The 23569-nt window shown below is 72.1% G+C and carries 22 protein-coding genes and 1 pseudogene; 17 read left to right on the forward strand and 6 right to left on the reverse strand.

Annotated features, from left to right (window positions below; all coding sequences use genetic code 11):
* Positions 1–1203, reverse strand: a complete 1203-nt coding sequence (locus OG912_RS29565; RefSeq protein WP_327711987.1) for an amino acid deaminase/aldolase — start codon at positions 1201–1203, stop codon at positions 1–3.
* A 907-nt stretch (positions 1204–2110) separates the two neighbouring features.
* Here OG912_RS29565 and OG912_RS29570 point away from each other — a divergent pair.
* Both OG912_RS29570 and mycP read left to right on the forward strand, forming a co-directional pair.
* Positions 2111–2875 carry a hypothetical protein gene (locus tag OG912_RS29570; RefSeq protein ID WP_327713582.1) on the forward strand — a complete coding sequence of 255 codons (765 nt, stop codon included), beginning with the start codon at positions 2111–2113 and terminating at the stop codon, positions 2873–2875.
* On the forward strand, positions 2872–4062 hold the full coding sequence (gene mycP / locus OG912_RS29575) for a type VII secretion-associated serine protease mycosin (protein WP_327711988.1): 1191 nt from the start codon (positions 2872–2874) through the stop codon (positions 4060–4062). The genes OG912_RS29570 and mycP overlap by 4 nt, the downstream gene beginning before the upstream one ends.
* A gap of 10 nt (positions 4063–4072) precedes the next feature.
* Here the strand turns inward: mycP and OG912_RS29580 are convergent, their stop codons facing one another.
* Positions 4073–4999 carry a serine hydrolase gene (locus OG912_RS29580; RefSeq protein ID WP_327711989.1) on the reverse strand — a complete coding sequence of 309 codons (927 nt, stop codon included), beginning with the start codon at positions 4997–4999 and terminating at the stop codon, positions 4073–4075.
* Between the two features lie 86 nt (positions 5000–5085).
* On the opposite strand from OG912_RS29580, the gene OG912_RS29585 reads away from it, so the two are divergent.
* Positions 5086–5814 carry an SseB family protein gene (locus tag OG912_RS29585; protein ID WP_327711990.1) on the forward strand — a complete coding sequence of 243 codons (729 nt, stop codon included), beginning with the start codon at positions 5086–5088 and terminating at the stop codon, positions 5812–5814.
* 107 nt (positions 5815–5921) lie between these two features.
* Positions 5922–6629, forward strand: a complete 708-nt coding sequence (locus tag OG912_RS29590; RefSeq protein ID WP_327711991.1) for an MIP family channel protein — start codon at positions 5922–5924, stop codon at positions 6627–6629.
* Positions 6630–6710: 81 nt separating this feature from the next.
* Here the strand turns inward: OG912_RS29590 and OG912_RS29595 are convergent, their stop codons facing one another.
* Positions 6711–7073: a DUF1844 domain-containing protein gene (locus tag OG912_RS29595; RefSeq protein WP_326735199.1), complete on the reverse strand. Its 363-nt coding sequence runs from the start codon at positions 7071–7073 to the stop codon at positions 6711–6713.
* Positions 7074–7376: 303 nt separating this feature from the next.
* Between OG912_RS29595 and infC the strand changes: the two genes are divergently transcribed.
* From infC to OG912_RS29640, 9 genes are all read left to right on the forward strand, one after another.
* The gene (gene infC / locus OG912_RS29600) at positions 7377–8132 is read left to right on the forward strand and encodes a translation initiation factor IF-3 (RefSeq protein WP_443061032.1); all 756 of its coding nucleotides are present in this window, start codon (positions 7377–7379) and stop codon (positions 8130–8132) included.
* A gap of 120 nt (positions 8133–8252) precedes the next feature.
* Positions 8253–8447, forward strand: coding sequence for a 50S ribosomal protein L35 (rpmI, locus tag OG912_RS29605; protein ID WP_173311612.1), 195 nt, complete (start codon positions 8253–8255; stop codon positions 8445–8447).
* Between the two features lie 107 nt (positions 8448–8554).
* Entirely contained in the window at positions 8555–8938 is a 384-nt protein-coding gene (gene rplT / locus OG912_RS29610; protein ID WP_024494113.1) for a 50S ribosomal protein L20, read from the forward strand.
* A gap of 111 nt (positions 8939–9049) precedes the next feature.
* Complete coding sequence (locus OG912_RS29615; protein WP_327713583.1) at positions 9050–9892, forward strand: TrmH family RNA methyltransferase; 843 nt, start codon at positions 9050–9052, stop codon at positions 9890–9892.
* A 121-nt stretch (positions 9893–10013) separates the two neighbouring features.
* Entirely contained in the window at positions 10014–11165 is a 1152-nt protein-coding gene (locus tag OG912_RS29620) for a sensor histidine kinase (protein ID WP_326735197.1), read from the forward strand.
* Positions 11166–11291: 126 nt separating this feature from the next.
* On the forward strand, positions 11292–12419 hold the full coding sequence (gene pheS, locus OG912_RS29625) for a phenylalanine--tRNA ligase subunit alpha (RefSeq protein ID WP_145762505.1): 1128 nt from the start codon (positions 11292–11294) through the stop codon (positions 12417–12419).
* A complete protein-coding gene (gene pheT / locus OG912_RS29630) occupies positions 12419–14929 on the forward strand; it encodes a phenylalanine--tRNA ligase subunit beta (protein WP_327711993.1) in 2511 nt (836 codons plus the stop codon). The genes pheS and pheT overlap by 1 nt, the downstream gene beginning before the upstream one ends.
* Positions 14930–15357: 428 nt before the next feature.
* The gene (locus OG912_RS29635; protein WP_327711994.1) at positions 15358–16698 is read left to right on the forward strand and encodes a transcriptional regulator; all 1341 of its coding nucleotides are present in this window, start codon (positions 15358–15360) and stop codon (positions 16696–16698) included.
* A 63-nt stretch (positions 16699–16761) separates the two neighbouring features.
* Positions 16762–17292, forward strand: coding sequence for an NUDIX domain-containing protein (locus OG912_RS29640; protein WP_327711995.1), 531 nt, complete (start codon positions 16762–16764; stop codon positions 17290–17292).
* A gap of 58 nt (positions 17293–17350) precedes the next feature.
* Here the strand turns inward: OG912_RS29640 and OG912_RS29645 are convergent, their stop codons facing one another.
* A complete protein-coding gene (locus OG912_RS29645) occupies positions 17351–18211 on the reverse strand; it encodes a 3-hydroxybutyryl-CoA dehydrogenase (RefSeq protein ID WP_327711996.1) in 861 nt (286 codons plus the stop codon).
* A 223-nt stretch (positions 18212–18434) separates the two neighbouring features.
* Here OG912_RS29645 and OG912_RS29650 point away from each other — a divergent pair, with 223 nt between their 5' ends.
* Positions 18435–19712, forward strand: coding sequence for a glycoside hydrolase family 10 protein (locus tag OG912_RS29650; RefSeq protein WP_327711997.1), 1278 nt, complete (start codon positions 18435–18437; stop codon positions 19710–19712).
* A gap of 27 nt (positions 19713–19739) precedes the next feature.
* Here the strand turns inward: OG912_RS29650 and OG912_RS29655 are convergent, their stop codons facing one another.
* Entirely contained in the window at positions 19740–19949 is a 210-nt protein-coding gene (locus OG912_RS29655) for a DUF1918 domain-containing protein (protein ID WP_327711998.1), read from the reverse strand.
* Between the two features lie 42 nt (positions 19950–19991).
* Positions 19992–20963, reverse strand: a complete 972-nt coding sequence (locus tag OG912_RS29660; protein WP_327711999.1) for a DMT family transporter — start codon at positions 20961–20963, stop codon at positions 19992–19994.
* Here OG912_RS29660 and OG912_RS29665 point away from each other — a divergent pair.
* The 3 genes and pseudogenes from OG912_RS29665 to OG912_RS29675 all read left to right on the forward strand — a co-directional run.
* On the forward strand, positions 20962–22419 hold the full coding sequence (locus OG912_RS29665; RefSeq protein WP_327712000.1) for an aminotransferase-like domain-containing protein: 1458 nt from the start codon (positions 20962–20964) through the stop codon (positions 22417–22419). The genes OG912_RS29660 and OG912_RS29665 overlap by 2 nt on opposite strands.
* Complete coding sequence (locus OG912_RS29670; RefSeq protein ID WP_327712001.1) at positions 22416–22847, forward strand: GNAT family N-acetyltransferase; 432 nt, start codon at positions 22416–22418, stop codon at positions 22845–22847. Before OG912_RS29665 ends, OG912_RS29670 begins: the two co-directional genes overlap by 4 nt.
* A gap of 61 nt (positions 22848–22908) precedes the next feature.
* Positions 22909–23468, forward strand: a pseudogene (locus OG912_RS29675) (histidine phosphatase family protein); the annotation flags it as partial.
* Positions 23469–23569 lie beyond the last annotated feature (101 nt).

Below are 23569 nucleotides of genomic sequence, written 5' to 3' on the forward strand. Positions count from 1 at the left end.
TCAGAGGAAGGTGCGGCCTTCGCCCCGGTACGTCGGCACGGTCGCCGTCACCCGGTCGCCCTCGATCAGCTGAAGCTCGTCGAACCGCTCGCACAGCTCCCCGGCCTTCGCGTGCCGGAACCACACCTTGTCGCCGATCAGCAGATCGTCGGCGGGGGCGCCGAGCAGCGGAGTCTGCACCTCGCCGGGCCCCTCCTGCGGGTCGTAGCGCAGTCCCTCCGGCAGATACGGGACCGGCAGCCGGTCCGCACCGGCCGCCCCGGAAGCCGGGTAACCGCCGCCGAGCACGGTCACCACGCCCACCCCGGGCCTGCGCACCACGGGCTGGGCGAACAGGGCCGCCGGACGCGCCGTGAACGAGGTGTAGTTGTCGAAGAGGCGCGGCACGTAGAGCCCGGAACCGGCCGCGATCTCGGTGACGGCCGGCTCCGCAGCGGTGTGCTGCACGCTGCCGGTGCCGCCGCCGTTCACGAATTCCAGATCCGGTGCCACGGCCCGTACCGCCCGCACCACCTCGGCCCGGCGGGCCGCCAGCTCCCGTCGGCCGGTGGCCTGCATCAGCCGGATCGCCCGGGAGCGCAGCGGCCGCCCGGCGAGCGAGTCGCCCACCCCGGCGATGTGCCCCTCGTACGCCATCAGCCCCACCAGCCGGAAACCGGGCCTGCGGGCGACGGACCTGGCCAGCTCGGCCAGTTGGGCGGGGGAGCGCAGCGGCGAACGCAGGGCCCCGATCCTGACCCGGCCGCCGAGCATGCGCAGCGAGGTGTCCAGCTCCAGACAGACCCGGATCTCCTCCGTGCCTCCGGCCCGTGCCGCGTCGATGAGCTCCAGCTGGGCGTGGTCGTCCACCATCACGGTCATGGCGGCGGCCAGCTTCGGGTCCGCGGCCAGCTCCGCGAAGGCCGAGCGGTCGGCCGACGGATAGGCGAGCAGGACGTCCTCGAAACCGGCCCGCGCCAGCCACAGCGACTCCGCGAGCGTGAAGGACATGATCCCCGCGAATCCGGGACGGGCCAGCACCCGTTCCAGCAGGGCACGGCAGCGCACCGATTTGCTCGCCACACGGATGGGCTTCCCGGCCGCACGCCGGACGAGGTCGTCGGCGTTGGCGTCGAACGCCTCCAGATCGACGACGGCGATCGGGGCGTCGAGATGTGCGGTGGCCCGGTTGTAGCGGGTCCGGTCAGCGGTGCGGGCAGTCATGGCCGCAGCTTGCCAGACAGCTGTACCGCTGGGTAGGGGGACGATCTGCGCAGATCGGCCCCAGGGTCTGTCCGGCGAGGTGGCCCGCTCCCACCAGGGCCTCCCCAACCCGTAGAGTGACGGGCACGCGGCGAGCAACGGGCCTGCCTGTGCAGCCGATCCGCGTGCGGTACGGAACGGACCAGGGGGGCGGATGAGTACCGAGGCGCAGCGCGCTCCCGTCCCGCCACGCCCGAGCACCGCGCCGCAGCTCCCGGCGGCGCCCGCCGACCGGCCCGTGAACGCCACTCCGCCGCCCCGCCCCGAAACCCCGCCACCGGCCATGGCCCCGGCCCCGGACGGCCGGGACAGTGAGCCCACGGAAACCGGCGCGGTCGGCCCTGCACCGGACAGGACCGGAACCGGTCCGGTGGGGACGCGGGACACACCGGGCGGCGTCGTCCGGGCCCCGGACACCGGGGCGAGGGGCCTGCGGTTCTCGGATCTGCCCAAGGCACAGGCCTCGACGCAGGCGCCGGAATCGACCCCGATCCCGGCCCCGACCCCGGCCCCGACCTCGACCCCGATCCCGACCCCGGCTCCCATTCCGCCGCGGCCCCCGTCCGCACCCCGTACGCCCGCCCCGATCCCGTCCGCGCCGCCCCCCGTGGAGACCACCGCCCGTCTGCGCCCCGTACCCCCGGCCCTGCCGGCCGAGGCGCCCGCGTCCCAGGGATCCCCGGCGGCGCCCACCGCCCCGGTCTTCCCGGCGAGGCAGCCCGCCGCGACCCGGCGGCGGCCCGTGGGCGCCGTGGAACTCGGCGGGCCGCCGACGCGGTCCGGGGCAGCCGCCCCGTACGCCTACCGGCCCCCGCACGCCCACCCCCCGGCCGAGACGCCGGCCGAGACCACCACCCGGCTCCGGCCCGTGCGGACCCGGCACCCCTTCCGGGCCGCCGCGGCCGCGGTCTGTGCCGTGCTCGGGCTCGGACTGATCGGCGGTGCCGCCACCGGCAGCTGGCTGATCAGCGACTCCTCGGCCGATCCCGCGGCCCGCAGCCCCTACACCGTGGGCCGGGGCGCCTGGCACAGCGTCCCCGTCGACACCTTCTTCCCGCGCACGCTCAAGGGCGACGGCGCCGGGCCCGGCGGCGCCGACCGGGTCTGGACCAGAATCGCCGTGGCCCCGGACAGCGGCTGCACGGGCGCGCTCGACCCGCTGCTGCTCAAGACGCTGCGCCCGGTCGGCTGCACCCGTCTGCTCCGTGCCACCTACACCGACGCGACGAGCAGCAGCGTCACCACGGTCGGGCTGGTCTTCACCGAGGCCGACACCGAGGCCATGCGGGCATTGAGCAACCGCTTCGGCACCGAGCACCTCGACGCGCGCACGGACCTGATGCCTCGTACGTACGCGGTGAAGAACAGCCCCGCCGCCGGATTCGGCGACCGGCAACGGGCCAGCTGGACCGTGCACGTGCTGACCGACGTGCCCGTCGTGGTGTTCGCCGTCTCCGGATTCGCCGACGGACGCAAGGTCACCGACCCGCAGCCGGCCGAGAAGGCCATGGCGGCCAACGCGACGACCGCCGCCGCGCAGGCCGGACTCGGACACGAGGCCAAGGGCGTGGCCGACCGGGTCGAGCGCGGACTGCGCAGAACCGTCGCCGACCTCACGGAGAAGCCCGAATGAGCCGCCGCCCCCGCAGACTCCTCGGCGCGGTCTGCGCCGCCACCGCGTTCGCGCTGCTGCCCGCGGTCCCGGCGGACGCGGACACCATCCGGGCCGAGCAGTGGGGCCTGGACGCCCTCCACACCGACCGGGCCTGGCAGACCACGCGCGGCAAGGGCATCACCGTCGCCGTGGTCGACACCGGGGTCGACGGCACCGTCCCCGACCTGGTGGGCCAGGTACTGCCCGGCAAGGACCTGATCGGCTTCGGCGCCGGACGCGGCGACCGGTCCTGGGCCAGGCACGGCACCGCGATGGCCGGGATCATCGCCGGCCGGGGCCACGGCACCGGGCGCGAGGAGGGAGTCATCGGTATCGCACCCGAGGCGAAGATCCTTCCTGTCCGGGTCATCCTCGAAGCGAGCGACCCTGCCCGGGCCAAGGCCCGCAAGTCCCGGGGCACGGCCCTCGCCGACGGCATCCGCTGGGCCGCCGACCACGGTGCCGACGTCATCAATCTCTCCCTCGGCGACGACAGCGAGTCGGCGCACCCCGAACCCGACGAGGACGCCGCCGTCCAGTACGCGCTGAAGAAGGGTGCCGTCGTCGTCGCCTCGTCCGGCAACGGGGGCGAGAAGGGCGACCACATCTCGTACCCCGCCGCCTACCCGGGCGTGATCGCCGTCGCCGCGGTCGACCGGTACGGCACCCACGCCTCGTTCTCCACCCGCCGCTGGTACGCCACCGTGAGCGCACCCGGCGACCAGATCGTCGTCCCCGCGCCGGACCGCAAGTACTACGTGGAGTGGGGCACCTCCGCGGCCGCGGCGTTCGTCTCCGGCGCCGTCGCGCTGGTGCGTGCCGCCCATCCCGGTCTCTCGCCGGCCCAGATCAGGAAGCTCCTCACCGACACCGCCCGCAGCTCCCCGCCGGCCGGCCGCGACGACGCGCGGGGCTACGGCATCGTCGACCCGGCCGCCGCCATCAAGGCGGGCGGTGCGCTGCGTCCTGAGGGCCTGCGCACCGACTCCTCCGCGACCGGCTACCGCAAGCAGTACTTCGGTACCGGGCCCACACCGGAGCGCGAGGACGACGGCCCCGCCGGCTGGCTGGCCCCGGCGGCGGGTGGCCTGGGCGCCGTCCTGCTGGCCCTTGCGGTCGTCCTGTGGCGCGGCCGGGGCGCCCGCCCGCCCGCCTTCCGCCGCTGAGCCGGCTGCCTCACCCCGCGGCCCCGGCCCGCACCACCCCCACGGCCGCCTTCGCCACCGACTCGACGAGCGCGATGCCCGTCTCCTTGGTCCGCTGACCGCCGGACAGCACGGCCACCAGGTAGGTGTGCCCGCCCGCCGTCACCTGCCCGATGCTGTTGATGTTCCACAGCCCGGTCGCGGTACGCGGCATCCAGCCGTTCTTGAGCGCCCAGTCGCCGCCCGCCGCCGACACCCCCCACTGCTGGTCCGCCTCGACCTGCGTCATCAGCCCCCGCAGATACGTCCGGGACTCCTCGCTGAGTGCGGTGTCCGCATCCGTCCCGAACACCGCCCCCAGCAGCGTCAGCTGATCGGCCGCGGTGGTCCGGGTCAGCCCCCACGCCTTCGCGGCCGTCGTCGCGGTGAGACCGAACCGTTCGTTGGCGGCGTCGAGACCGGCCGCCCCGCCCACCGCCGCCAGCAGCGCGGTGGCGGAGTCGTTGTCGCTCCGCTCGATCATCGCGACCGCGTGAGCCTGCTCGACGGCCGTCAGGTCACGCCTCTCGTCCTGGGCCCGGAGCAGCAGCGCCGCGAGGATGTCGACCTTGACGATGCTCGCGGTGTCGTACGTCGCGTCCGCGCCCCCGTACACCGCTCGCGTACCGCTGCCGCTGTCCAGCACGGCCACCGAGACGGCCGCCGTGTCCGAACCCGACAGCAGCGGTTCGACGGCCGCAGCCAGTTCCGTATCCAGTTCCACCACCGGCTCCTCGCTCGTCGCCGCGACCGGAGCGGTCGCGGCCGGTGAGACGGACGATACGGATGCCGCGGCGGCGGGCGCGTGATCCGGAGACCTGCCGGTCAGGTACGCACCCCCGGCGGCCGAACCGGCCAGCACGACCGTGGCCGCCACGGTCGCGGACAGGGCGGATCTGCGGATTCTGTGTCGGGGCATGACCCGGACGCTAGGAACCGCAGCTGAGAGGAGGCTGAGCCCGACCTGTCGGCGGGATGAGAAAGCCCAGGCACTACGCTCGTCCTGTGGCGCAGAAGAACATTCCGGACCCCGGATACTCCGACGACGACGGCACGGCCGACCCCGCCCTGACCGCGGCACTCGCCGCCTGGGCCGAGGACCGCAAGGCCGTCGGCCCGGTACTCGAAGCCCTCAAGGGGGCTCGTCTCCTCGTTCCCGTGGTGGCGGTCCTCGGTGAGGTGGAGGAGGACGAGAAGGGGCTGCGCCGGGAGAAGACCAGCGACATGGCGGTCCCCACCCTCCAGGCCGGCGACCGCCGCGCCCTGCCCGCCTTCACCTCCACCGCTTCGCTGGCCCGCTGGGACCCGCAGGCCCGCCCCGTCGCCGTACCCCTGCACCAGGCCCTCCAGGCGGCCGTGCACGAGAAGGCCGACACGGTGGTGCTCGACCTCGCCGGGCCGGTGGCCTTCGAGCTGACCGGTTCCGCCCTGCTCGCCCTCGCCGAGGGCCGTACCAGCGCCGACCCGCTGGACGACCCGGCTGTCACGGCGGCGGTACGTGACGCCGTCGCCGCCGAGCCCGCGGTGCTCCGCGCCCACCTCGGGCCGGGCCGCGCCGACGGCACCCTCGCCCTGGTGCTGGCGGACGGCACCGACCCCGCCGAGGCGGCCGGCCGGGTTGCGCAGGCGCTGGCGGCGAACGAGGTGCTCCGTGCCCGGCTGGTCCGGGGCCTGGACCTCGCGCTGCTTCCGGCCGACGCGCACACGCCCGGTGAGGCCCTGTTCACGCGCTGATCACCCGACCGGCCCAACGCGCACAAAGCGACTGAGGGACGGAGAATTGCGAAGAAATCGGACGAGAAGTCAGTTGATCTGATCTTCGATCTTCGCGAGGTGGTTGTATGCAGACGCGGACAGCTGTGTCGGAATTCCTCGGCACACTGCTGCTGGTTTTCTTCGCCGTCGGCTCGGCGGTGCTCGGGGCCCAGTACATCGGGACCGTCGGCATCGCACTGGCCTTCGGCTTCGTGCTGCTCGCGCTCGCCTACGCGCTGGGTCCGATATCCGGCTGTCATCTCAACCCGGCGGTGACGCTGGGGATGCTGACGGCCCGACGGATCGACGCGCGCACCGCGGTGACGTACTGGATCATGCAGTTCCTCGGCGGCATCGCCGGTGCGGCTCTGCTGTTCCTGCTCGCCAAGCAGGTGCCGGGGCTGAAGACGAGCGGAAATTTCGGCAGCAACGGCTACGGCGACCGCTCGGACGTGCACATCAATGTCGGGGGAGCCTTTCTCGCCGAGGTGATGCTCACGTTCCTCCTGGTCTTCGTGGTGCTCGCGGTGACCCACAAGGTCGCCGTCATCGGCTTCGACGGACTCCCCATCGGCATCTCGCTCGCGGTGATCCACCTGGTCGGCATCCCGCTCACCGGCACCTCGGTCAACCCGGCGCGCAGCCTGGGCCCGGCGCTGTTCGCGGGCGGCGCGGCGCTCTCGCAGCTCTGGCTGTTCCTGGTGGCCCCGCTGATCGGCGGAGTGATCGCGGCGTTCGCGCACCGGCTGACCCACCCCGTATCCGGGCAGCTGGCGCAGCCCGTCCGGTCCTGATCCCGCCACGTACGCCGTGAGCCCCCTGCCGGATCGGGCAGGGGGCTCACGGACGGGAAGGAACGGAAGGTCGGGGTGGGCTCAGCCGAAGACCGGGCCGGTGTACTTCTCGCCGGGGCCCTTCCCGGGCTCGTCCGGTACGAGCGAGGCCTCGCGGAACGCGAGCTGCAGGGACTTCAGTCCGTCACGCAGCGGAGCGGCGTGGAAGGAGCTGATCTCCGTGGTACTCGCGTCCAGCAGTCCGGCCAGCGCGTGGACCAGCTTGCGGGCCTCGTCGAGGTCCTTGTGCTCGTCGCCGTCCTCGGTCAGTCCGAGTTTCACGGCGGCGGCGCTCATCAGGTTGACCGCGACCGTCACGATCACCTCGACCGCGGGCACCTCCGCGATGTCGCGGGCCATCTCGTCGAAGCCGGGGGAATCACTGGTGGGGGTCGCGTCACTCATGCGCCATACGATAGGCCCACGCCCGGCCCGCTCTGTCTGCGGGAGGGCGGTGCGACCACTGGTTAGCGCACGCCCGGCCGAGCTGCTAACCTTGTGTAACGACCGGCTGGGTGCCTATGTGCCCGGCCCACAAGTGGAGGCTCCGATCTCCCACCTGGCCGTCCTCAGGACGGCGGGTCACCGGTCAGGTGGCGCCCATCGTTCCGTACGGACGATGGAGCTGCCCGATGCGCCCCGCGGTTGACCGCGGCGGTGTTCCGGTTGTTCAAGGAGCCCCGCCTGTGTCCCGGCGGGGCATTTTTCATGGTCCCGCACGGTTGGTCTGTCGAAAACAGACGTTACGTGGCTGTCTGCCAGGCGGCCGCGTGGTGCTACCGAGGAGGATCCATCAGCGCCGAGCCCCGCATCAACGACCGGATTCGCGTGCCCGAGGTGCGACTTGTCGGTCCCAGCGGCGAGCAGGTCGGGATTGTTCCGCTTGCCAAGGCCCTGGAACTCGCACAGGAGTACGACCTCGACCTGGTCGAGGTGGCGGCTACCGCCCGTCCGCCCGTGTGCAAGCTCATGGACTACGGGAAGTTCAAGTACGAGTCGGCCATGAAGGCCCGTGAGGCGCGCAAGAACCAGGCGCACACGGTCATCAAGGAGATGAAGCTCCGGCCGAAGATCGACCCGCACGACTATGACACCAAGAAGGGTCACGTCGTCCGGTTCCTCAAGCAGGGCGACAAGGTCAAGATCACGATCATGTTCCGTGGTCGCGAGCAGTCCCGCCCCGAGCTGGGCTTCCGACTGCTCCAGCGTCTCGCTTCGGACGTGGAGGAACTCGGCTTCATCGAGTCCAACCCGAAGCAGGACGGCCGGAACATGATCATGGTTCTGGGCCCGCACAAGAAGAAGACCGAAGCCATGGCCGAGGCCCGCGAGGCCCAGGCCGCCCGCAAGGCGGAGCGTCAGGGTTACACCCACGACGACGACGCCGAGGCTGCGGACGAGGCTGTCGAGGCTCCGGCCGAGGCGACCTCCGAGGCTCCGGCCGAGACACCTTCCGAGGCGTGACCTTCGGGGGCTGCCATCCAGGCGCCCCCGGGTCCCCCCGGAATCCCACCAAGATCTGACGCCCCTGCGTTCCGGTGCCCGCACCGAGAGGGGCGCCACTGACGAGGAGAGAACGGCGCTATGCCGAAGAACAAGACGCACAGCGGTGCCAGCAAGCGCTTCAAGATCACCGGCTCCGGCAAGGTGCTCCGTGAGAAGGCCGGCAAGCGCCACCTGCTCGAGCACAAGTCGTCCAAGAAGACCCGCTCGCTGTCCGGCACGGTCGTCGTGGCTCCGGCCGACGCCAAGAAGATCAAGAAGCTTCTCGGCAAGTGAGGCCGTCGTCCCCGGTGACACCGGAGACGCGCCCTCGATCCGACCGGGACCAATTCGTTTCCGGGCCGTGTGAGTACGACCACGGCCCCGCTACAAGGAGTTAACAAGTGGCACGCGTCAAGCGGGCAGTCAACGCCCACAAGAAGCGCCGGGCAATTCTCGAGGCCGCCAGCGGTTACCGCGGTCAGCGCTCGCGCCTGTACCGCAAGGCCAAGGAGCAGGTCACCCACTCCCTGGTCTACAACTACAACGACCGCAAGAAGCGCAAGGGCGACTTCCGTCGGCTGTGGATCCAGCGCATCAACGCTGCGGCCCGCCAGAACGGTATGACGTACAACCGCCTCATCCAGGGTCTGAACGCCGCCAACATCGAGGTGGACCGCAAGATCCTGGCCGAGCTCGCGGTCAACGACGCCAACGCGTTCGCCGCCCTCGTCGAGGTTGCCCAGAAGGCCCTCCCGAGCGACGTCAACGCCCCGAAGGCCGCCTGATCCAGGCTGCACTTCTTGGCTTTTGAGCCGGACCCGCAGGCGCTCGTCGTCTGCGGGTCCGGTGCGTTCACCACCCGGACGTTTCGTCTTGCAGAGAGGCTCGCCGCCGACATGGGCACCCCCGAACTGATCTCCCCGCGTTCGCCACGGGTCGCCGCCGCCCGGCGGCTGGCCAGGCGCAACTTCCGCGGCAAGGAGCGCATGTTCATCGCCGAGGGGCCGCAGGCCGTGCGCGAGGCCGCGGACCACCGCGGCAGCGACGGCCGGCCGACCCTCACCGAGCTGTTCGCCACCGTCGAGGCCGCCGAGCGTTACGCGCCCATCATCGACGCGGCTCAGGACGCGGGCGCCCGGGTGCACCTGGCCGACAGCGAGGTCTTGGCCGACGTGTCGCAGACCGTCACCCCGCAGGGGCTGATCGGCGTCTGCCACTTCCTCGACTCTCCCTTCGAGTCGATCCTCGCTACCCGGCCGAAGCTGGTCGCGGTCCTGGCGAACGTCCGCGACCCCGGGAACGCCGGTACGGTGCTGCGCTGCGCCGACGCCGCCGGCGCCGACGCGGTCGTCCTCACCGACGCCTCCGTGGACCTGTACAACCCCAAGTCCGTGCGCGCTTCCGTAGGCTCGCTCTTCCACCTGCCGGTCGCCGTCGGCGTGCCCGTCGAGCAGGCCGTGCAGGGGCTGCGGGACGCGGGCGTACGGATCCTGGCCGCCGACGGCGCGGGCGAGGACGACCTCGACGACGAGCTGGACGCCGGCACCATGGGCGGGCCCACCGCCTGGGTCTTCGGCAACGAGGCCTGGGGCCTGCCCGAGGAGACCCGGGCGCTGGCCGACGCCGTCGTGCGCGTGCCGATCCACGGCAAGGCGGAGAGCCTCAACCTGGCCACCGCCGCCGCCGTCTGCCTGTACGCCTCCGCGCGCGCCCAGCGTCCCCGCCGCAGTACCGGCTGAACCCTCCGGCCGCCGCTCCCCGGCCCGGGGCCCCCGCAGGGTGTCGCTCCGTCACCGACGACTAGTAGGGTGACGAACTCGGGGGCCCACTGCACCGGTTCGAGAGGTGGGGTACGGGAATATGGCTGTCGGCATGAGCGGACCGCGGGCGACACATGCGGCCGTCGTGCGCGCCGCCGAGGACCCGGACGGTGTCACCTTCGGTGACATCGGATCCGCGGGTCAGGCACTGGATCCGGACGACCTTCCCGACGGGCTCGTCGTCGCGGACGAGACCGGCCGGATCATCTGCTTCAACGCCGCCGCCGCACGGATCACCGCCATGCCCAGGGCCGCGGCCCTGGGCCGCCCGCTGGAACACGCGCTGCCCCTTGAAGACCTCAAGGGCCGCCGCTGGTGGGAGCTGACCGACCCCTACGGTGGCCTCGCCACCCGCGTCGGCCAGCCCGAACGCAACCTCCTGCTGCCCGGCGGCCGCGAGGTCCTCGTCTCCGCCCGCTACGTACGCGAGAGCCCGACCGGCCCCGTGCGCCGGCTCGTGGTCAGCCTGCGCGGCACCGAGGCCCGCCGCCGCAACGAACGCAGCAACGCCGAACTCATCGCGACCGTCGCCCACGAGCTGCGTTCGCCGCTGACGTCCGTGAAGGGCTTCACCGCCACGCTGCTGGCCAAGTGGGAGCGGTTCACCGACGACCAGAAGCGGCTGATGCTGGAGACCGTCTACGCCGACGCCAACCGGGTCACCCGCCTGATCACCGAGCTCCTGGACATCTCCCGGATCGACTCGGGGCGTCTGGAACTGCGCCGCCAGCCCGTGGACCTCTCCGCCGCCGTCGAACGCCACATCCAGGCACTCACCGCCTCCGGCCAGGACCCCGGCCGGTTCCTCGTCCGCACCTGCCAGCCGCTGCCCACCGTGTGGGCCGACCCGGACAAGGTCGACCAGGTCCTCGGCAACCTGCTGGAAAACGCGGTGCGCCACGGCGAGGGAACCGTCACCATCGAGGTGGCACCCGCACCGGCCAAGAGCGACGAGAAGGGAACGGCGGTCACCGTGAGCGACGAAGGCCCCGGCATCCCCGAGGAGTCGATGGCCCGTGTCTTCACCCGCTTCTGGCGGGGGAGCAAGCGTGGCGGCACCGGCCTGGGCCTCTACATCGTCAAGGGCATCGTCGAGGCGCACGGCGGCACCATCACGGTCGGCCGCGGCCCCGGGGGCGGCGCCGAGTTCCGATTTATTCTGCCCGTGAGCACGCCGGCCTACATGAAGTAGAGGGGCCTGAGCGGACCACGGGCGGCCCACACATCCTGTGGCCCTTAGACTCGACCTTTGGCACCTTTGCGTCCTCCAGTCGTCGAGCGGGGCCGCGCCACCAGCCAATCGGAAGTACGGGAAGAGATGTCGGCACCGAACAAGTCGTACGACCCAGTCGAGGTCGAGGCACTGAAACCGGAAGAGATCGAGCGCATCCGGGACGAGGCGTTCGCCGCCTTCGCCGCCGCGGGCGACCTCGACGCGCTCGCCCAGGCGAAGACCGCGCACACCGGTGGTACCTCGCCCCTGTCACTCGCCAACCGCGAGATCGGCGCGCTGCCGCCGCAGGCCAAGGCCGAGGCAGGCAAGCGCGTGGGCCAGGCCCGCGCCGCCGTGGGCAGGGCGCTCGCCGCCCGCCAGACGGAGCTGGAGGCCGAGCGGGACGCCCGGGTCCTGGTCGAGGAGGCGGTGGACGTCACGCTGCCGTACGACCGCACCCCGGCCGGCGCACGCCACCCGCTGACGACGATCATGGAACGCGTCGCCGACGTCTTCGTGGCCATGGGCTACGAGGTCGCCGAGGGCCCCGAGGCCGAGGCCGAGTGGTTCAACTTCGACGCCCTGAACTTCGTGCCCGACCACCCGGCCCGGCAGATGCAGGACACCTTCTTCGTCGAGGGCGCCGACGGCGCGAAGAACGACGAGTCCGGTGTCGTGCTGCGTACGCACACCTCGCCGGTCCAGGCCCGCACCCTGCTCGACCGCGAGCCCCCGGTCTACGTCGTCTGCCCCGGCCGCGTCTACCGCACCGACGAGCTCGACGCCACGCACACCCCGGTCTTCCACCAGATCGAGCTGCTCGCCGTCGACGAGGGCCTCACCATGGCGGACCTGAAGGGCACCCTCGACCACATGGTCCAGGCGCTCTTCGGCCCGGACATGAAGACCCGGCTCCGGCCGAACTTCTTCCCGTTCACCGAGCCGTCCGCCGAGATGGACATGGTCTGCTACGTCTGCCGCGGCGAGTCCGTCGGCAACCCCGACCGCCCCTGCCGCACCTGCGGCAGCGAGGGCTGGATCGAGCTCGGCGGCTGCGGCATGGTCAACCCCAAGGTGCTCATCGCCTGCGGCGTCGACCCCCAGAAGTACAGCGGATTCGCCTTCGGGTTCGGCATCGAGCGGATGCTGATGTTCCGCCACAACGTAGAAGACATGCGAGACATGGTCGAAGGCGACGTCCGGTTCACCCGGCCCTTCGGGATGGAGATCTGATGCGCGTCCCGCTTTCCTGGCTGCGGGAGTACGTCGACCTGCCGCCCACCGAGACCGGCCGTGACGTACAGGCCAAGCTCGTCGCCGTCGGCCTGGAGGTCGAGACCGTCGAGCAGATCGGCGCCGGCCTCAAGGGCCCGCTGGTCGTCGGACAGGTGCTGACCATCGAGGAGCTGGAGGGCTTCAAGAAGCCCATCCGCTTCTGCACGGTCGACGTCGGCTCCGCCAACGGCACCGGCGAGCCGCAGGAGATCGTCTGCGGCGCCCGTAACTTCGCCGTCGGCGACAAGGTCGTCGTGGTCCTGCCCGGCGCCGTGCTGCCCGGCGACTTCGCGATCGCCGCGCGCAAGACGTACGGCAGGACCTCGCACGGCATGATCTGCTCCACCGACGAGCTCGGCATGGGCGACGACGGCACGCACGGCATCATCGTGCTGCCGCCGGAGCACGCGGTCGGTACCGATGCGATCGAGCTGCTCCAGCTCGTCGACGAGGTCCTCGACATCGCGGTCACGCCCGACCGCGGCTACTGCCTGTCGATGCGCGGTGTCGCCCGTGAGACCGCCATCGCCTACGGCCTGCCGCTGCGCGACCCGGCCCTCCTGGACGTGCCCGCGCCCAACGCGTTCGGCTACCCGGTCAAGGTCTCCGACCCGATCGGCTGCTCCCGCTTCACCGCGCGCACCGTCGTCGGTCTGCAGCCCGAGGCCCGCTCGCCGATCTGGATGCAGCGCCGGCTCCAGAAGGCCGGAATGCGGCCGATCTCGCTCGCCGTCGATGTCACCAACTACGTGATGCTCGAACTGGGCCAGCCGCTGCACGCCTACGACCGGACCCGGATCGACGGTCCGATCGGGGTGCGCCGCGCCGAGCAGGGCGAGAAGCTCACCACGCTCGACGGCACCGTCCGCGTCCTGGACGCCGCCGATCTCGTCATCACCGACAACCGCGGGCCGATCGGCCTGGCGGGCGTCATGGGCGGGGCCAACACCGAGATCGCCGACGCCTCCGAGGACACGCACACCACCGAGGTCGTCATCGAGGCCGCGCACTTCGACGCGATCTCGATCGCCCGCACCGCGCGCCGCCACAAGCTGGCCTCCGAGGCGTCCAAGCGCTTCGAGCGCGGCGTCGACCCGCAGGCCGCCGCCGCTGCCGCGCAGCGCACCGTCGACCTGCTGGTGCTCCTCGCCGGCGGCACCGCCGAGGCGGGCGTCACCGAGGTGAGCGCCCCGTCCGGCCCCCGCACCATCTCGATGGCGGCAGACCACCCGGACAAGGTGGCCGGTGTCGCGTACGGCCGCGAGACCGTCGTACGCCGCCTCCAGGAGGTCGGCTGCGACGTCTACGGGCAGGACGAGCTCCTCGTCACCGCCCCGTCCTGGCGGCCCGACCTGAACGAGCCGAACGACCTCGCCGAAGAGGTCATCCGGCTGGAGGGCTACGAGAACCTCCCCTCCACGCTCCCGACGCCGCCCTCCGGCCGCGGGCTCACCGACCGCCAGCGGCTGCACCGCCGCGTCGGCCGGGCTCTCGCGGGCGCGGGCTACGTCGAGGCACTGAACTACCCGTTCATCGGTGAGGCGGTCCTGGACCAGCTGGGCCTGGACGCGGACGACGCCCGCCGCCGTACGGTCAAGCTCGTCAACCCGCTCTCCGACGAGGAGCCGTCGCTGCGCACCACGCTGCTGCCGGGCCTCCTCGGCGCACTGCGGCGCAACGACGGCCGCGGCAGCCACGACCTCGCGCTGTTCGAGACCGGTCTCGTCTTCCGGCCCACCGGCCAGGAGACGAAGCCCGTCCGGCTGCCCGTCGACCGGCGTCCCTCCGACGAGGAGATCGCCGCGCTCGACGCCGCACTGCCGCGTCAGCCGCGCCGCGCAGCCGTCGTCCTCGCGGGCGCCCGCGAGCAGGCCGGCTGGTGGGGCAAGGGCCGCCCGGCCGACTGGGCGGACTCCGTCGAGGCCGCCCGCACCGTCGCCCGTGAGGCAGGTGTCGACCTCACGGTCCGCGCCGACCAGCACGCGCCCTGGCACCCGGGCCGCTGCGCCGCGCTGTATGTGACGGTCAACGGCGAGGAGACCCTCTTCGGGCACGCCGGCGAGCTGCACCCGCGCGTCATCAAGGAGCTCCACCTGCCCGAGCGCACCTGCGCCATGGAGGTCGAGCTCGACGTCCTGGAGCAGGCCGTGGACGGCGCCCTCCAGGCGCCGCGGATCTCCACCTTCCCGGTGGCGACCCAGGACGTCGCACTCGTCGTCGACCAGGGTGTGCCCGCCGCCGACGTGGAGCAGGCGCTCCGCGCGGGCGCGGGTGAACTCCTCGAGTCGCTGCGGCTGTTCGACGTCTTCACGGGCGAGCAGATCGGCGGGGGCCGCAAGTCCCTGGCGTACGCGCTGCGGTTCCGTGCCGCGGACCGCACGCTGACCGTCGACGAGGCGAGCGCCGCCCGTGACGCGGCGGTGGCACTGGCCGCCGAGCGTACGGGCGCGGTGCTGCGCGGCGCGTAACAGCCCACCCGCACAGTGAGGAGGGGCGTATCCGGCCACCGGATACGCCCCTCCTGTGTGCTCGCCCAGGGGCGGGGGACCGCACGCGGGATCCGGCCGGCCCGGGGGAACCCGGTTTCCGGCCGACCCGCAGCCACCCTCCGATCCGTGGGCAGTGGGTCGTGCGATCCGGCGCCGTCCGCGCTGCCGCGGAGTGTCGGGCAGGTCGGCAGAGCGGACGGCGCGGGTGCGGGTCGTCGTGCTGTACGAGGGGGAGCAGACGACCCGGCCGCCTCTTGCGAGGGACTCATTCAAGCGATCCGGGTACCGGTGCAACAGAGTGCGCAGCGGGACGGTTCGGGCATTCCGTTCACACCCCGTGTGAATCGTGCTCCACTGGGGCGACACGTCCTTGGCGTGCCGACCCACCGGAGGGGGCTATGGGGGCAATGGAGCCCAACACTCTGCTAGAGGCTCTGATCGACGAGGCGGGCGTCTCCCGGGCCGGGCTTGCCGCGCGTGTGAACCAGGCCGGCCGCACCCGTGGGCTGGGCCTGCGCTACGAACACACCGCCGTCGCCCGCTGGCTGAAGGGCCAGCGACCGCGCGGCCAGGTGCCCGACCTGATCTGTGAAGTGCTGGGGAACCGGCTGCGCAGGGCCGTCTCGCTCAACGACATCGGCATGGCGGCCCTCGGAGGCCACCCGCCCGCGCAGGGCTCCTCGCTCACCGGTTTCGTCGAGCGGGCCACCGCACTGTGGCGCTCCGACGAACAGCGGCGCCCGCACGTCGTGGCCGCCCCTGCCGTCACGGGGACCACCGCGGTGATGCCTGTCTGGGAGTGGGAGAACCCGCCGGAGGACGCCGATGTGTCCCGGACCGGCTCGCACCGCGTCGGACCGGCCGACATAGCGACGCTGCGGGCCGCCCGTGCCCACTACGAACTGATGTACCGCAAGGCGGGCGGAATCGCGACGCGTTCGCGCATCGTCGGCTTCCTCAACAACGGGACGGCTCCCCTGCTGCGCGGCGGCTACAGCGACGCGATGGGGCGTCAACTGCACCGTGCGACGGGCGCTCTGGTGGCTGTGGCGGGCATCTGCGCGTACGACTCCGACGCACACGGGCTCGCCCAGCGCTACTTCCACCAGGCGCTCCGGCTGGCCAAGGCGAGCGGGGACCGGGGGCTCGGCGGCTATGTGATCGCCCTGCTGGTGAACCAGTCGCTGTTCCTCGCCGAATACCGGCAGTCCGTCGCCTTCGCCGAGGCGGCGCTGCGGGCCGCCGGACGCGACATCACGCCCGCGCTGGCGGCCGACCTCCATGCGATGCAGGCCAAGGCGTACGCCCATCTCGGCGACGGGCCGAGCGCGTTGAGATGCATCCGGTGCGCCGAGTCCGAGGCCGAACGGATCCGGCCCGGCCAGGAGCCGGCCGAGACGGGGTACGTCCAGCCGGGCCTGGTCAACGTCCAGGTGGCGGAGGCCCTGCTCGGCCTCGGGGACCTGCCGGCGGCCCGGGAGCACGCCGCGGTCGCGGCGCGCACCCCCGCGCACGACCGGGGCCGGGTCCACCGGCTGGCGATGCTGACCACGATCGAGCTGCGGCAGGGCGAGCCCGACCGGGCCGCGGTCACGGCGGCGGAAATGGCGGAACGCGCCAGGGGCATGGAGTCGCAGCGGCTGCGTGACCGGCTGCGGGACGTGCGCGAGGACCTGGTCGCGAGCGGCAGCGCCGACGCGGAACGGGCCGCCGAACTCGTCGACGGTGCGCTGTGCGTACCACTGTGAGTATCGCTGTGAGTCGAGGTCTGCTGCGATATGGCCACCTACGAGTCAGAAGGTGGCAAAACTGTGCAGTGGACGAATCTGAACGAGCAGACTGTGTACGAGAACCGCTGGTTCCGGGTCAATCTGGCGGACGTAGTACTTCCCGACGGTCACCACCTCGACCACTTCGTGATCCGGCTCCGCGCCGTCGCGGCGGCCACCGTCGTCAACGAGGCGAACGAGGTCCTGCTGCTCTGGCGGCACCGGTTCATCACCGACAGCTGGGGCTGGGAGCTCGCCGCCGGGGTGGTCGAGGAAGGTGAGCAGCCCGCTGCCGCGGCCGCCCGGGAGATGGAGGAGGAGACCGGCTGGCGCCCCGGCCCGCTGCACCCGCTGCTGACCGTGGAGCCGTCGAACGGCCTCACCGACGCCCGGCACCACTTCTACTGGGGCGAGGAGGCCGACTGGACGGGTCACCCCGTCGACGACTTCGAGTCCTCGCGCCGCGAGTGGATACCGCTCAAGCTGGTGCCCGACATGATCGCCCGCGGTGAGGTCCCGGCCGCGGGGATGGCCGCCGGACTGATGATGCTGCACCACTTACGGCTGGGCTGAACCCTTCCGTTCACGTGCGAGGGGCCGCCGGGCCCCTCGCACGCGCGGCTGGGCGGGGTCAGGCGTACGGGTAGAACCCCGACCCCGTCTTCCGGCCGAGCCGGCCCGCGTCCACCATGCGCTGGAGCAGCGGGGGAGCGGCGTACAGGGGCTCCTTGTACTCGGCGTACATCGAGTCGGCGACCGAGGCCACCGTGTCGAGCCCGATCAGGTCGGCGAGCTTGAGCGGGCCCATCGGGTGGGCGCAGCCCATCTCCATGCCGTTGTCGATGTCCTCGCGGCTGGCGATGCCCGACTCGAACATCCGGATCGCGGAGAGCAGATACGGGATCAGCAGCGCGTTGACCACGAAGCCGGAACGGTCCTGGGCGCGGATCGGGTGCTTGCCGAGTATGTCCTGGACCATGGCCTCGGCGCGCTTGACCGTCTCGTCCGACGTGGTCAGTGCCGGGATCAGTTCGACGAGCTTCTGCACCGGAGCCGGGTTGAAGAAGTGGATGCCGATGACCTGGTCCGGACGGGAGGTCGCGACGGCCAGCTTCACCAGCGGGATCGAGGAGGTGTTGGAGGCGAGGATCGCGTCCTGCCGGGTCACCACCTGGTCCAGCACCTGGAAGATCTCGGTCTTGACCTGCTCGTTCTCCACGACGGCCTCGATGACGAGGTCGCGGTCGGAGAACTCGCCGAGGTCGGTGGTGAAGCTGAGGCGGCCAAGGGTCTCGTCGCGCTCCTCCTCGGTGATCTTGCCGCGTTCGGCGGCCTTGGAGAGGGAGTTGTGGAGCCGGGTGCGGCCGATCTCCAGCGCCTCGCCGGTGGTCTCGGCCACCTTGACATCGAGGCCACTGCGGGCGCACACCTCCGCGATGCCTGCGCCCATCTGGCCACAGCCCACCACTCCGACGCGTGCAATGTCGGCCATAGAGTCCGTCACCTCGTGCCTTTCGCTGATCTCCGTTCGGCGGCTTCCGTCTGATTCCGGGCTCCACCACGACCCCACGACGTTACTCCGCGTCTCAGGGCGACCGGCAAATGGGGGGCGACGTCGCGCTTGCCGGGGATCGCGGGCCGGGACGGGCATGCTCGGATTCACGCCCGGATTCCGGGGCTGCGGACGCGAGTGCAGGGACGGCAGGTGCGGCGAGATGCGGCAAATGGGACGAAGGAACTTCGTGACGGGTGCGGCCGGGACGGTCGCGGGGGTGATGGGTTCGGTCGCGGCGGCCGGTGATGCCGCGGGGGTCCCGCGGGGCGGCGGCCGTCCGGCCCGGCCGGGCCGGACGCGCGACGTGCTCCGGCGCGAGCTGCGGGGCATGTGGGTGGCCACGGTCGAGAACGTGGACTGGCCGTCGAAGCCGGGTCTGTCGGCCGCGGCGCAGCGGTCCGGGCTGATCGCGTACCTCGACGAGGCCGTCGCCCGACGGCTGAACGCGGTGATTCTCCAGGTCCGCCCCAGTGCCGACGCGCTGTGGCCCTCACCGTACGAGCCGTGGGCCCAGTGCCTCACCGGCGTCCAGGGCAAGGACCCCGGCTGGGATCCGCTGGGCACGGCCGTCCAGGAGGCACACAGCCGCGGCCTGGAGCTGCACGCCTGGTTCAACCCCTACCGGATCGCCAACCACGCGGACCCCTCCCGGCTGTCCGCCCGCCATCCTGCCCGGCTGCACCCCGAGTGGGCCGTGCCGTACGGCGGGAAGCTCTATTACAACCCCGGGCTGCCCGAGGTCCGCTCCTTCGTCCAGGACGCGATGCTCGACGCGGTCCGCCGCTACGACATCGACGCCGTCCACTGGGACGACTACTTCTATCCGTACCCGGTGGCGGGCCAGAGCTTCGGGGACGCTGCGGCGTACGCGAAGTACGGCGCCGGCTTCCCCGACCGGGCCGCCTGGCGGCGCTCCAACACCGACACGCTGGTGCGGGAGATGTCCGAACGGATCGCCGCGCTCAAGCCGGCCGTCCGGTTCGGCATCAGCCCGTTCGGCGTGTGGCGCAACGCCTCCACCGACCCGCTCGGCTCGCGGACGGCGGCGGGTGTGCAGACGTACGACGACCTGTACGCCGACACCCGAGGCTGGATCAAGAAGGGCTGGATCGACTACATCGTTCCTCAGCTGTACTGGAACATCGGCTTCGCCCCCGCCGATTACGCGGCACTGGTGCCCTGGTGGGACCAGGTGGTCCGGGGCACGGGCGTGGACCTCTTCATCGGCGAGGCCCTGTACAAGGCGGGGGACCCGGCCCAGTCCGCCGCCTGGCAGGACCCGGCGGAGCTGTCCCGGCACGTCGACTTCGCCGCCGTGTACGACCAGGTCCGCGGCCACGTCTACTTCTCGGGGAAGAACGTGGTCACGGACCGGATCGGCGCGATGGACAGGGTGGTGGCCGATCACTACGGGACACGGGCGCGCCCGCCCCGCTGACCTGCCGCCGTCCTGACCGGCTGTTCCTCAGGATCCCGGGTCCCGGTTCCGGCCGGCGCCGTGTTGCACGACGCTGTCGGGGCCGGGCGCGATCAGGTGTTCATGTCCGTCCTCGAAGCGGACGCGGTACGGGGGAGTCCCCCCGTTCCCGAGCACTTCGACGATCTCTGCGACCCGGTCGTGCTCTCCCACGGTCCTGCCGTGCGTCAGCAGCCGGTCGCCCGTGTGTGCCTCCATCGGGAGTGACCTCCTCACGGGTGGCGTTCCATGTCGACAAGTCTATGACCGGCGGGCTCCGGCGCGCTGGGTGACCGCGATGCAGACGAGGACGGCGACCGCCGCCGCCGGGGCCGCCGGGGTGACCTCCTCGCCGAGCAGCAGGAACGACCAGATGAGGGTCAGCAGGGGCTGAGCGAGCTGAAGCTGGCTGGCCCGGGCGACGCCGATCTCGGCCATGCCGCGGTACCAGACGTACAGGCCGAAGAAGGTCGACGCCACGGACACCCAGACCAGCCCGATCACCCCGTGCGCGGTCAGCCGCACCGGCTCGTACGGCAACGCGATCGCGGCGCCCGCCACCGCGAGCGGCACGGTCAGGAGCAGTGCCCAGCCGGTCACCTGCCAGCCCGGCATCACCTTCGCCAGTCTGCCCCCCTCGGTGTACCCCGCCGCGCAGACCAGCAGCGCGCAGAACAGGTAGAGATCCCCGGCCGACAGACCGCCGCCGCTCTGCAGCACGGTGAAGGCGATCACCACCGCCGCCCCGGCGAGCGCCGCGGCCCAGAACGCGCGAGGAGGCCGCGATCCGGTGCGTACGGAGGAGAACACCGCGGTGGTGAGCGGCAGGAGGCCGACCACCACCGCCGCGTGCGAGGTCGTCGAGGTCTGCAGCGCCAGCGTGGTCAGCAGGGGGAAGCCCACGACCACCCCGCCCGCCACCACCGCGAGACCGGCCCAGTGCTGCCGCTCGGGCACCCGCACCCGGGCCGCGAGCAGCACACCGCCCGCGACCGCGGCGGCCAGCAGGCTGCGCAGCGCGACCAGGGACCAGGGGCCGAAGCTCTCCAGGCCCCAGGCGGTGGAGGGGAAGGTCAGCGAGAAGGAGAGCACGCCGAGCAGGGCGAGCAGGGTGCCGTTGCGTCCTGCCGGCAGGGAATCGGGTGATGCGAGGGGAGCATGGGAGGCCGGCCCGGTCGCCACCGGACCGACCGCTATCGTGGGCCCCGTAGTAGCGCTATCCTGTGCTGTCATGCAAGAGCGTAGCAGCGTAGCCGAGTTGGCTGAAGTCCTCCGGATGGAACTGAACCGCTACTCGCCCGGTGAGAAGCTGCCGTCCAGCCGCGCGCTCGTCGAACGCTTCCGGGCCAGTCCCGTCACCGTCTCGCGGGCCGTCGCGCAGCTCGCAGCCGAGGGGCTCGTCGTCACCCGGCCCGGCGCCGGCGCGTTCCGGGCACAGCCCCGTACCGGCGTGCGGCCGCCCGCCGACACCTCCTGGCAGGAGGTGTCGCTCAGCGGTGACGGCGGGCCCGAGGTGGTGCCCCGTACGGTCGACGCGTCCGGCCTCGTGGTCACGTTGACGGCCCCGCCCACGGGAGTCGTCGAGTTCAACGGCGGCTACCTGCACAGCTCGCTCCAGCCCGAGCGGGCCATGGCGGCCGCCCTCGCCCGCGCCGGACGCCGTCCGGGTGCCTGGAGCCGGCCGCCCACCGACGGGCTCACCGAACTGCGCGCCTGGTTCGCCCGCGAGATCGGACCCGCTTTCACGGCGGCCGACGTGCTCATCACCGCCGGTGGCCAGAGCGCCCTGGCCACCGCGCTGCGGGCGCTCGCCCAGCCGGGCGCGCCCATCCTCGTCGAATCGCCCACGTACCCCGGCATGCTGGCGGCCGCCCGGGCCGCCGGACTACGGCCCTTCCCCGTCCCCGTCGACGCCGACGGTGTACGGCCCGAACTCCTCTCCGCGGCCTTCCGGGCCACCGGCGCCCGTGTTCTGGTGTGCCAGCCTCTCTTCCAGAACCCGACGGGTACGGTCCTGGCCGACGGCCGGCGCGGCGAGGTCGTCCGGATCGCCCGGGAGGCGGGGGCGTTCGTCATCGAGGACGACTTCGCCCGCAACCTCGTCCACGACGATGCGGGGCCGCTCCCCGCGTCGCTGGCCGCCGACGATCCCGACGGCGTCGTCGTCCACGTCTGCTCGCTCACCAAGGCCACCTCCCCCAGCTTCCGGGTGGGTGCCCTCGCCGCCCGGGGGCCGGTCCTGGAGAGGCTGCGGGCCATCCAGGTCGTCGACAGCCTCTTTGTGCCCCGGCCGCTCCAGGAGGCCGCGCTGGAACTCGTCGGCTCTCCCGCCTGGGGCCGCCATCTGCGCTTCGTCTCGGCAGAACTGCGCATCCGCCGAACCGCCATGATCACCGCACTGCGCCAGGAACTGCCCGGCCTCACGCTGCCGCACATCCCCGCGGGCGGCGGCAATCTCTGGCTGCGCCTGCCGGATTCCGGCGCCGGTGCGGACGAGTCCGCCATGGTGGCGGCGGCTCTGCGTGCCGGCGTCGCCGTCGCGCCGGGCCGGCCCTACTTCTGCGCCGAACCCCCCTCGCCCCAGGTCCGGTTGAGCTTTGTCGCCGTGGCCGGACTCGCGGAGATCGCCGAAGGTGTACGGCGGCTGTGTACTGCCTGGGGCGATGTGCTCGCTAGTCTCCGGTCATGACCGAAACGCCTCAGGAACGTTACGAGATATCGTCCGACCCCAGCCGGCTGGACGCGGCCCGCATCCACAACTGGCTCTCCAACGACGCCTACTGGGCCATGGGCCGCACTCGGGAGCACCAGGATCGCGCCATCGCGGCGTCGCTCAACTTCGGTGCCTACGACCTCGTGTCCGGCGAACAGGCCGGATACGCCCGTGTGGTGACCGATCTCGCCACCTTCGCCTGGCTCTGCGATGTCTACGTGGATCCCGGGGCTCGCGGGCACGGCCTCGGCGGAAGGCTCGTCTCGGCGGCGCGCGACCACCTCGCCCCGACCGGTGTCCGCAGGTTCCTGCTCGCCACGGCCGACGCCCACGGCGTGTACGAGAAGGTCGGTTTCCAGCCGCTCGAGAACCCCGACCAATGGATGTGCCTGCGGTTCGGCTGAGCCGGAAGCGCTTGCGGCGGCGCTCTTGACCTGTGCGGCGAACGGCTCCACGATCACGCCCATGAGTGTTCGAGTCTCGCTCGTCGCCGCGGCGCGCAGCTCCTCCCTGCTCGGTGAGCGCTTCGACGACGACCGGCCGCTCGACGAGGCCGGCTGGCACGAGGTGCAGTTCGCCGCACCGGCCCTGGTGCCCCTGGGTGCGGCCGAACTGCGTTACTGCTCGCCGACCCCCGCAGCCGCGCCACCGGTGAGGCGCTCGGCTTCGCACCGCTGGTCCAGCCCGCCCTGCGCGACTGCGACATGGGGCGCTGGCGCGGCTGCACGCTCTCCGACGTCACCGCGCGCGAACCGGCCGCCGTGGACGCCTGGCTGGCGGACCCGCGCTCCGCGCCGCACGGCGGAGAACCGCTGCTCGCGTTCATCTCCCGGATCGGCAACTGGCTGGACACCCGCCCCGCCTTCGACGGCTCCATCGTCGCCGTAGCCGAACCGGCGGTCGTCCGGGCCGCCCTCGTCTACGCGTTGAAGGCCCCGCCGTCCACGTACTGGAACGTCGACGTCCGCCCGCTCTCGGTGGTCACGCTCACCGGAATCCCCCGCCGCTGGAGCCTTCGCCTGGAACCGGAGCCCGCTGACCGAAGGGTGCCGGGGAGTTTCGCGCGAACCACGCCTTCCCGTCAGTCCGACCAGTCGGTATGTTGACGGAGAACCGAGTCCGACCA

Source organism: Streptomyces sp. NBC_00464, assembly GCF_036013915.1.
GTDB lineage: Bacteria > Actinomycetota > Actinomycetes > Streptomycetales > Streptomycetaceae > Streptomyces.

Coding starts and splice junctions, on each gene's coding strand:
- OG912_RS29615 (WP_327713583.1), top strand. CDS start 9,050: ATGGGCACCCCCGAACTGATCTCCCCGCGTTCGCCACGGGTCGCCGCC.
- rpmI (WP_173311612.1), top strand. CDS start 8,253: ATGCCGAAGAACAAGACGCACAGCGGTGCCAGCAAGCGCTTCAAGATC.
- OG912_RS29580 (WP_327711989.1), bottom strand. CDS start 4,999: ATGCCCCGACACAGAATCCGCAGATCCGCCCTGTCCGCGACCGTGGCG.
- OG912_RS29660 (WP_327711999.1), bottom strand. CDS start 20,963: ATGACAGCACAGGATAGCGCTACTACGGGGCCCACGATAGCGGTCGGT.
- infC (WP_443061032.1), top strand. CDS start 7,377: ATGGTCCCGCACGGTTGGTCTGTCGAAAACAGACGTTACGTGGCTGTC.
- OG912_RS29565 (WP_327711987.1), bottom strand. CDS start 1,203: ATGACTGCCCGCACCGCTGACCGGACCCGCTACAACCGGGCCACCGCA.
- pheT (WP_327711993.1), top strand. CDS start 12,419: ATGCGCGTCCCGCTTTCCTGGCTGCGGGAGTACGTCGACCTGCCGCCC.
- OG912_RS29620 (WP_326735197.1), top strand. CDS start 10,014: ATGGCTGTCGGCATGAGCGGACCGCGGGCGACACATGCGGCCGTCGTG.
- OG912_RS29665 (WP_327712000.1), top strand. CDS start 20,962: ATGCAAGAGCGTAGCAGCGTAGCCGAGTTGGCTGAAGTCCTCCGGATG.
- OG912_RS29595 (WP_326735199.1), bottom strand. CDS start 7,073: ATGAGTGACGCGACCCCCACCAGTGATTCCCCCGGCTTCGACGAGATG.
- pheS (WP_145762505.1), top strand. CDS start 11,292: ATGTCGGCACCGAACAAGTCGTACGACCCAGTCGAGGTCGAGGCACTG.
- OG912_RS29670 (WP_327712001.1), top strand. CDS start 22,416: ATGACCGAAACGCCTCAGGAACGTTACGAGATATCGTCCGACCCCAGC.
- OG912_RS29590 (WP_327711991.1), top strand. CDS start 5,922: ATGCAGACGCGGACAGCTGTGTCGGAATTCCTCGGCACACTGCTGCTG.
- OG912_RS29655 (WP_327711998.1), bottom strand. CDS start 19,949: ATGGAGGCACACACGGGCGACCGGCTGCTGACGCACGGCAGGACCGTG.
- OG912_RS29635 (WP_327711994.1), top strand. CDS start 15,358: ATGGAGCCCAACACTCTGCTAGAGGCTCTGATCGACGAGGCGGGCGTC.
- mycP (WP_327711988.1), top strand. CDS start 2,872: ATGAGCCGCCGCCCCCGCAGACTCCTCGGCGCGGTCTGCGCCGCCACC.
- OG912_RS29650 (WP_327711997.1), top strand. CDS start 18,435: ATGCGGCAAATGGGACGAAGGAACTTCGTGACGGGTGCGGCCGGGACG.
- OG912_RS29645 (WP_327711996.1), bottom strand. CDS start 18,211: ATGGCCGACATTGCACGCGTCGGAGTGGTGGGCTGTGGCCAGATGGGC.